Here is a 6746-nt window from a genome sequence, read left to right on the forward strand (position 1 = left end):
CTGATAATGAAACGTCGCTTATTTGCTCTGTTAATCAAAGAAAGTACTGAACTCTTGCGTAATCGCCAACTGGTTATTTTTCTCACCATCGCACCAGTTATTTCAATGGTGATTTTTGGCTATGTGATGAATTCTAATGTGACGAACTTACGGCTGAGTATTTTGGATCAAAATCAAGTAACAATCAGTCGAGATTTTGTGGATGCGTTTACTGCAAATCGTCTGTTTCTCGCATCTCGCCACACCAACAGTCAACAAACTCTCACCCAACAAGTTGAACGGGGTGAAGTAGATGCTGGATTAATCATTCCCCCAAGCTTCGATCGCGATTTGCTACAAACTGGTAGATCAGAAGTTCAGGTTGTGGTTGATGGGATTAACGCCTACAGTTCTGGACTGGCAAAGGGCTATGTCAGCCAAATTACGACTCGATTTAACTTAGATTTATTAGAACGCGAGTCAAAAATCCCAACTCCGAAAAAACCCCGGCGCTGGTTGTGGATTTGGGGGGGACAGTGGCGATCGCATCTGTCGGCATCGGAGTCTGGTATTGGTTTTTTCGCCCCCAACCTGCAAATATAATTCAATTCAATCGGCGGATTGAAGGCTACGAAACCGATGTCAGCACCAAGGGCATCGGTCGCGTGGAAGAAGTCACTGCGCGAGAAGGAGACACAGTAAAAAAAGGACAATTATTAGTGCGTCTTAGTGATGAAGAAGTGCAATCCGAACTAAGTGCCGCCATAGCACAGGTAAGCGCCGCAAAACAACGAGAAGCCTACGCCCGTTTACAAATCTCCGTTCTGGCAGATCAACTAGGGGATGCGAATCTGAATTTACAACAATCTCAGGGCGACACCCAAGGGAAAGTCGCGGAAGGTAAAGCCCTCGTTTCAACTGCCCAGGCTGTTGTGAAACAAGAACAAGCACGAGTCCAAGAAGCGCGGGCATTAGTTGAACAGGCGGGGGTAGATAGCGATCGCTACGCCCATCTGGCGATCAAAGGAGCCGAAACCAAACAACGCTATGACGTGGCGCGAACCTTTTACAACACTGCCAAAGCTGCTTTGCAAAGCCGTTTAGCTGCTGTGGAAGCGGCACAGACAGCCGTTAACATTGCTCAGGCAAAATTGACGCAAGCACAAACCACAACCCTGAATCCAGGGCGACAACAAACTAATGTCAGTCGATTGCAGATACAAGCACAACAGGCACACAACACACTAGCAGCCGCCCAAGCTGATGTGAAAACTGCCCAAGCGAATCAACAATTGATTCAGAGTCGCTTGAACAATCTGACGGTGAAAAGCCCCATTGATGGTGTAATCACGACACGCAGCGTTGAACCCGGTACAGTGGTTCTACCATCGCGCCCTTTGCTGAGAGTTGTAGATTTGAGTCAAGTTTATCTGCGGGGCTTTATTCCCGGTGGGCAAATTGCTCAAGTTCGCGTCGGACAACTTGCCAATGTTTATTTAGATAACGATTCTAAACACCAAAAGTCTTTTAAAGCAACCGTTACCGCTATAGATTCTAAAGCCTCGTTTACCCCAGAGAACGTTTATTTTCAGAGCGATCGCGTGCAACAGGTGTTTGGTGTGAAACTGAACTTGGAGCAACCGATTAGGCTAGCAAAACCGGGAATGCCTGCGGATGCCGAAATTCCATTGCAATGAAGGAGATTAAGATGTTTCACAAAGTTTTGGTCACTGATAAAGAAAAATCAGTGAAAACAAATTAAGTGTTATTTACGATTTGTGCGGCTTTTCTGAAGTTTTTCTATAATTTTACACGCAATACTGACAAAATATCTCTAACTGGTGCTTTATCTGCTTCTAGCTTCTCTATTCTGCTTAATAGTCGTTTTGGAATATACTTGCACTTTTTAACCAGGCGATCGCCATCTTTCCAAAACTCGTAGTGATACCAAGCTTGGGGATAATCTTTGCCGTGAAGGGTGATGGTTTTCCACTGAATGGAGCCACTACCTAATCCTTTGTGTCGTCTAGTTTTACTAGGGTTATTTTTACTGGGGGTTATCTCTGACTGTTTGACATCGTTACTAGGGCTATTTTTACTGGGGGTTATCTTTGACTGCTCGACATCGTTACTAGGGCTGTTTTCGATATCCCCCAGTAATGTGTTTTTACTAGGGCTAGGTACAACACCCAGTAATGTCAAAATTTCTCTAATTGGGCGCTTCTTGAACTCTGCTTCTTGAATAACCCCCAGTAAATTCTTGGGAATGTACTTGGTCTTCTTTCTCCCTTTTTCCTGCCAATGATAATAAGCCTGGGGATAGTCCTTTCCACCCCTAGTAATGGTGCGCCAATGAATAGTGCCGTTACCCTCACCCCAATTTCTGCGCTTTTTACTAGGGTTGTCAATACTTAGGGGTATTTCTATTTGTTCAGGCTTTTTACTAGGGTTATCAATACTTAGGGGTATGTCTATTTGTTCAGAGTTTTTACTAGGGCTATTATCAATACCCCCCAGTAAAAGTTCCGATACAGGAGGTGGATGGAATCGAGTGGAGTTTGAGGACTCCGATATTCCATCACCGCAAATTCTGGATAATTCCATAGGACTTGTCAAAAAATACCGTTGCTGTGCCTGTTTCACCGTGCCGTGCTTTAGCTATGATTAGCTCTAATATTCCTTGCTCTGTAGTGTCTGGGTTGTAGTACTCATCCCGGTAAGCAAGAATAATATTGTCTGCCACCATTTCTAAAATTCCCGATTGGCTAAGGTCGCTCATCATTGGGCGCTTATTCTGTCTGCCCTCAACTCCCCTAGAGATTTGGGACAGTGCTAGCACGGGTACATCCAGTTCCCCTGCCATTTTGTAAAGTCCCCTGGCTACATCTCCTAGTTCATAACTCCGGTTGCCGCCTGAATCTTCTGCCATCATTTGCAGGTAATCAACGACAACTAGCCCCAGTTTTCCCTCTTTAGCCTTAATTTGGCGGCATTCTGATGCAATTTGTGAAACGGTGATGCCCCTTGAATCATTCATATAAAGCGGCAGTTCTGAGGCAATATCAACGATTTTGGCAATAAGCGTGAATTCCCAATCTGCTAAAGGTTGAAATTTGGCTCGATGTCTGCGGATGCGATCGTTCTTCAGTGGCGTTAATCCTAAATGTTTGTAGGCATTGGTGACGCTAATTAAACTCCACAGTCTGTACTCTAATTGTTTCTTTGTCATCTCCAGCGAGAAGATAGCCACAGGTAAATCGTGGAGCAATATCATCTTGAGAGCTAGTTGCAACGAAATCTGGGACTTTCCCATTGACGGTCTACCCGCAACTATGGTGAGCGTACCGCCTTCAAATCCGACCATTAAATTATCGAGTTCATCAAGTCCTGTAGAGTAGATAGGGCTTCCTGAATCTAATTCCTTATAAGCTGCAATAGTAATTGTGCTGTTGTGTTCGGTGTTTGAACCAAAGCTTTGGTTAGAAAGTTGAAAAACCTTCTGTTGTGATTGATCAAGGATTTTGGGTAACTCAGTTTCAGTTTCGTAACCCAGATGCACAATTTCATTGCCAGCCTTGATTAACTGCCGTCGCAGGTATTTTTCCATTACTAACCCTGCCAAAGCGTCGATGTTCACAGCTGATACCGTGCGGTCTACCAGAGTTGCTAATTTATTTCTCCCACCAATGCGGGTAAGTAAATCATGGTCAGTCAGCCAACTGGTGACTGTAAGCAAGTCCGTGGGTTTACTTTGACTGTAGAGCCTAAGAGCTGCTTGATAGATATCTTTGTGAGCGCTGATGTAAAAAGCTTCTGGAATCAAAGAATCGCTCACTCTACCTATTGCTTCTGGGTCAAGCATGATACCGCCTAAAATCGCCTCTTCCGCCTCAATATTTTGGGGTGGCAGGCGTAGTTTACCGCCGTAGGCATCGCTACCATCACCTTGGAAACTTAGTTGTTCAGTCATAAGCAACTTGAAATAATAGACTTGAGTTTGGCAAAGCTTCCATTGATTCATTTGTGTTGCCGTACATGGACATAGCTTGCTGTCGTTGTTGCTCAAGTTCCTCTTGAAACTTTTTCATTTGACTGCTACGGCTACTTTGAGATTTTTTGGACTCGGCTTGTTGGTAGGTCACAAATTTTTTGTAATAAACTTCCCAACGGTTCTGTCCGGCTTTAGTGGTGTGAGCTAACCAAGCCTCAATGTCGTTCACTGGCTGGCTGAGGTTCTTTGTCTTTTCCTCACAAAAATTTAAAAAATTCGCTCGCTCGGTTTCTGAGAGAGAGTCTATAAATTCTAAATAAGTCTTATTAATCTTAGGTGTGCTGGAATCTTTATCTGGCGATACTTCTGGCTCGTGCTTGTTGCGTGGCGATCGCGCAAGTTGCGTAGCGATCGTGCAAGTTGCGTCATGATCACCTAAGTTGCGGTCAGGCAACAAAGTTGTCTCATCGCAACTTGTTGTCTCATTGCAACTTGTTGCCTCATCGCAACAGTGTAAGCCTTTGGTAAGAACGTGAACCTTAACCTTAAGAAGCTCCATATCGACAAATCCCTTTTCATCCAACGCTTTGAGGGCACGCCCTACAGTACTGCGGTGAACTGGCTTTTCTGCGGTAGATAAATCCTTGGCAATCCTTGAGGGTGATACTTCCATTCCGGTGCTGTATGGGTCGAGAGTGCGAAGGTAGTAGAGTACATCCCTCTGTGCTGGGGTTAGTTCCCGGCAGGCTCTTAGCCATTCTTCATGTTGGAGCGGGTAGAACTTCCCCTGAATCTTTGTGTCTGTCATAATATGGATAAAATGAGTTTTGCCCTTACCCGCATATGCAAGTAGAGCTAGTTTGTTGTAAAAGTCGCTAAAATTTCACAAAACTGTCACCCCAGCACCATTAAGCCAGTGTGATTTTTGCTAAATTGTATTTTCTAGACAGATTTGATAGTATTCAATAACTTGAAAAAAAGCAAGTAGTGGCAATATGGATAAACATCAAGAAATATTAATTACAGCAATTAGGGAAAGTTGCTTAACAGCAAGAGAGATTTCTGTTAGGGCTGGTGTCCACGAGAGTACTATTAGTAAGTTTCTTGATGGCAAAAACGACCTAAAAGCTGGTAATTACTTCAAAATCCTTCATGCCCTGCCAGAAAATTGTAGAATTCCAGCACTAGCGAGAATAGGAGTAGTTGAGTTAACGCCTATTCAACTAATTGAATCTGCCACACCTAAAGAAAAGGCTGAAATACTACAAGCGATTGCTGCTTGGGTATTACAACCAGGGGCCATATCTGGAAAAAATACGGATACTACAGACCTGCAAGTAGCAGTATGATAGCCTGAGAAATTTTTCATATACACTTAGGCGCTTATTGTGGTAAATAAGGGTGAGGATGATTTTTTAGAAAAATTAATGGAAAACTGCGTAGGCGCAGCCCGCCGTAGGCATCACTTGGATGCCGAGGGAAAAGCTAAGTTAAATCTTGCATCTGCTGGGTGAACCTGGGTTACAAGTGGTAATAGGGAGTAATCAAGTTCATGCTACGAATGTATACCAAGTTAATTTAAATAGTCCCGATCAGATATCAACGATATTGGATGCGATCGCCAAAAAAATTTCTTCCCAGAATTCCTCTGTTACTACGTTTTCAACAAAATCCAGCATCAGTAGATGCAAATGTCTTTCCTTGCTTACGGCTTTCAGAAGACTTAAAAATTGCGATTAGAGAATCAGGACTTGGTGCAAACCATGCCCGGTCACTCCAAAAACTAAATTCTAAAAATTTAAAAGTTGAAGAAACTAAAGCTCTTAAAATCCGACAAGATGCTACATCACAAGTTTTGCAAGAAAGGCTAACAGTCGCTCAAACTCGTTTTCTAGTTGCCCAAACTATTGCTGAACATGCTCCTGAAACAAAACCTAAACCAAGTCACCAAATCAGTTCTCTAATTCGAGATGTCTCAGCAACTAAGGTCGAAGATATCCAGCAAGAGCAACTGAGAGATTTATTGGCTGTATTAGAAGCTAAGGCAAAAGAGATTCGGAAAAAGTTGGACTAATACTATCTCGTCCGACTTAGTTCACTGAACCGGAGATGTCCATTTAATCTATCGAGCGCCCATCTGAAGCACCAAGGGGATGAAATCTGGGCGATAGGTGGAGGTTGCCTCTTACCTGGATTTAAGAAGCTCTTAGAAAAGAACGGTTTCAAAATTCTGGATAATCCAGTGGAAGCTAATGTTTTTGGGCTTCTAGAAATGGCAAAAACCATTATGAGCAAGAATTCACCAAACACATCTGGGAAGCTATAACAATGACAGAAAAACTTGACTTGACACCGGAAAAAGTTCGGATCAAAGATAGCTATCGTGAGCGGATATTTGCAGAATCACAGCAATTAGGTAAAAGTTACCTGGAGACGCTTTACTTTATCATTGATTGTTATTTTGCTTTCAGAAAGGGTACATTCCCTACTCAACAAGTAGCTTTCACCCCGATTAATACTGAGTCAAACCAACTTATTCAGCCGACTAAAGAGCTATCTACAGACTCTAAACCAGAGGATTCTGATGACCAAACCTTCAGCCTTGATTTTGATTTGTAAGGGAAATATAGGGCTCCCGTGAGGTTGGTCAGCCGGTGCTGTAGTCTTAGAGTCAGCGCCCAAGGATGTCACCAGTCGTAGTTTCTGAGCTTTTCACCCAGACATTTTGGTTGTGATAAAAATTACCACGTTGTTCTAATGTAAACCCACCCAGCAA

9 protein-coding genes and 1 pseudogene are annotated in these 6746 nt (G+C 43.3%); 7 read left to right on the forward strand and 3 right to left on the reverse strand.

Annotation, left to right across the window (positions count from 1 at the left end):
• Positions 1-582: ABC transporter permease (locus CDG79_RS37950; protein ID WP_223278594.1), on the forward strand; the 582-nt coding region annotated here is incomplete at its 5' end.
• The gene (locus CDG79_RS37955; RefSeq protein ID WP_223278595.1) at positions 516-1676 is read left to right on the forward strand and encodes an HlyD family secretion protein; all 1161 of its coding nucleotides are present in this window, start codon (positions 516-518) and stop codon (positions 1674-1676) included. The genes CDG79_RS37950 and CDG79_RS37955, both read left to right, overlap by 67 nt.
• 103 nt (positions 1677-1779) lie before the next feature.
• On the opposite strand, the gene CDG79_RS37960 is transcribed toward CDG79_RS37955, so the two are convergent.
• From CDG79_RS37960 to CDG79_RS37970, 3 genes are read right to left on the reverse strand one after another with little or no spacing between them, the layout of a single operon-like run.
• On the reverse strand, positions 1780-2583 hold the full coding sequence (locus tag CDG79_RS37960) for a hypothetical protein (RefSeq protein ID WP_094346680.1): 804 nt from the start codon (positions 2581-2583) through the stop codon (positions 1780-1782).
• Entirely contained in the window at positions 2558-3949 is a 1392-nt protein-coding gene (gene dnaB, locus CDG79_RS37965; protein WP_094346681.1) for a replicative DNA helicase, read from the reverse strand. The genes CDG79_RS37960 and dnaB overlap by 26 nt, the downstream gene beginning before the upstream one ends.
• Positions 3942-4778: a MarR family transcriptional regulator gene (locus CDG79_RS37970; protein WP_094346682.1), complete on the reverse strand. Its 837-nt coding sequence runs from the start codon at positions 4776-4778 to the stop codon at positions 3942-3944. Before CDG79_RS37970 ends, dnaB begins: the two co-directional genes overlap by 8 nt.
• Positions 4779-4965: 187 nt before the next feature.
• Here CDG79_RS37970 and CDG79_RS37975 point away from each other — a divergent pair, with 187 nt between their 5' ends.
• The 5 genes and pseudogenes from CDG79_RS37975 to CDG79_RS37990 all read left to right on the forward strand — a co-directional run bounded on the left by CDG79_RS37975 (position 4966) and on the right by CDG79_RS37990 (position 6589).
• Positions 4966-5319: a helix-turn-helix domain-containing protein gene (locus tag CDG79_RS37975; RefSeq protein ID WP_094330968.1), complete on the forward strand. Its 354-nt coding sequence runs from the start codon at positions 4966-4968 to the stop codon at positions 5317-5319.
• 39 nt (positions 5320-5358) lie between these two features.
• Positions 5359-5484 (forward strand): hypothetical protein, encoded by a 126-nt coding sequence (locus CDG79_RS45090; protein WP_262985879.1) that lies wholly within the window; start codon positions 5359-5361, stop codon positions 5482-5484.
• Between the two features lie 98 nt (positions 5485-5582).
• Positions 5583-6044: a hypothetical protein gene (locus CDG79_RS37980; RefSeq protein ID WP_094346683.1), complete on the forward strand. Its 462-nt coding sequence runs from the start codon at positions 5583-5585 to the stop codon at positions 6042-6044.
• 66 nt (positions 6045-6110) lie between these two features.
• Positions 6111-6296 (forward strand): annotated as a pseudogene (locus CDG79_RS44525) (hypothetical protein); the annotation flags it as partial.
• A 2-nt stretch (positions 6297-6298) separates the two neighbouring features.
• Positions 6299-6589 (forward strand): hypothetical protein, encoded by a 291-nt coding sequence (locus CDG79_RS37990; protein WP_094346684.1) that lies wholly within the window; start codon positions 6299-6301, stop codon positions 6587-6589.
• The last annotated feature ends 157 nt before the right edge of the window (positions 6590-6746 follow it).

Origin of the sequence: Nostoc sp. 'Peltigera membranacea cyanobiont' 232, from assembly GCF_002245985.1 — a bacterium.
GTDB lineage: Bacteria > Cyanobacteriota > Cyanobacteriia > Cyanobacteriales > Nostocaceae > Nostoc.